Source organism: Collinsella sp. TM05-37, from assembly GCF_003436455.1.
In the GTDB taxonomy this organism is placed as follows: Bacteria; Actinomycetota; Coriobacteriia; order Coriobacteriales; family Coriobacteriaceae; genus Collinsella.
Window position 1 is genome coordinate 1 of sequence record NZ_QSPN01000037.1, and the last position, 1573, is coordinate 1573.

The 1573-nt window shown below is 59.8% G+C and carries 1 protein-coding gene; it reads right to left on the bottom strand.

Annotated features, from left to right (window positions below; genetic code table 11):
* Positions 1–244 precede the first annotated feature (244 nt).
* Positions 245–1312 (bottom strand): peptide chain release factor 1, encoded by a 1068-nt coding sequence (prfA, locus tag DXD48_RS09945; protein ID WP_055252487.1) that lies wholly within the window; start codon positions 1310–1312, stop codon positions 245–247.
* Between the last annotated feature and the right edge of the window lie 261 nt (positions 1313–1573).

Here is a 1573-nt window from a genome sequence, read left to right on the forward strand (position 1 = left end):
AGTAGCGTCGAAGGTTGACAAAACTATAGGAACACCCAACGACTACTCATTTAAGTCTGTCCCCAATGAGTGCCCCGCCGCAGGTTGAACATAAGTCAGCGAAAACGCCCCTAAGCGAGCAAGGTGACGTGAAAAAGGAGGGAAGCGTACTTCGGTACGCGACCGACGATTGAACGTCAGATTGCCGCTTAGGGGCGTTTGCAGCGTCGAGCCGTTACGCGGTTTGGCAAAACCGCGTAACCCGCTACACGGCCTGTGCCAGCTTCTCGGCTCGCTCGGCGGCGGCGAGTGCCTCGATGACGGTGCCGAGCTGGTCGCCCAGAAGGACGCCGTTGTAGGTGGAGTTGAAGCCGATGCGGTGATCGGTCACGCGGTCCTGGGGCTGGTTGTAGGTACGGATCTTCTCGGAACGGTTGCCGTGGCCGATCTGGCTCTGGCGCTCGGCACCGAGCTCTGCCTGCTGCTTCTCGAGCTCCATCTCGTACAGACGGGCGCGCAGCATCTGCATGCAGACTTCGCGGTTCTGGATCTGGGAGCGCTGTTCCTGCGACTGCACCACGGTGTTGGTGGGCAGGTGGGTGATGCGCACGGCGGAATAAGTGGTGTTAACGCACTGACCGCCAGGACCGGAGGCGCAGTAGGTATCGATGCGCAGGTCGGACTGGTTGATCTGAACGTCGATCTCCTCGGCCTCGGGAAGCACGGCGACGGTTGCCGTGGAGGTCTGGATGCGACCCTGGGACTCGGTCTTGGGAACGCGCTGGACGCGGTGCACGCCGGACTCGAACTTCATGACGGAGTAGACGCGGTCGCCCTCGACCTTGAACTCGATGGACTTAAAGCCGCCGGCCTCGCTGGGGCTGGAGTCGAGCACGGTGGTCTTCCAGCCGCGCGACTCGCAGAAGCGCTGATACATCTTGTACAGGTCGCCGGCGAAGATGGCCGCCTCGTCGCCACCGGCGGCGGAGCGAATCTCGACGATGGTGTTCTTGTCGTCGTTGGGGTCGCTCGGGATGAGCATGTACTTGATGTCTTCCTCGAGCTGGGGAAGCTTGGCCTCGTTTTCGGAGATGTCCATCTGGAGCATCTCCTTCTCATCGGCATCGGTAGTATCGTGGAGCATTTCCTTGGCAGCCTCGATGTCATCGAGCGCGCCGATGTACTCGCGCGAGGCAGCGATGAGGTCGGACTGGTGCGCGTACTCCTTGTTGAGACGCGTGAACTCCTTGATATCGGAGGCGACGGCTGGGTCGGAAAGCTTCTTCTCGAGCTCCTCGTAGGCCTTGATGATCTTTTCGAGCTTGTCGCGCATGACGGACTCCTTTTATATGCGTGAAGGTGAAAATCGGCAGAATTGATGGGGCGCGGGGCGCCGCTGCGGGGGTAAAGCCCGGCTAGAACATGTCGATCTTCAGATACATGCGCATCCCTTCGCGTATGGGGGTACATAGTTGCGGTCTAACCCATACATGATAGCGTGCGCAGGCAAACCTGCATACAACCCGCACGGAATGAGTGGACATAGCCGTTGGGTGTTCCTATAGTTTTGTCAACCTTCGACGCTACTCCCGGT

Excerpts from the sequence above, each read along its gene's own strand:
- prfA (WP_055252487.1), bottom strand. The coding sequence starts at position 1,312 with ATGCGCGACAAGCTCGAAAAGATCATCAAGGCCTACGAGGAGCTCGAG.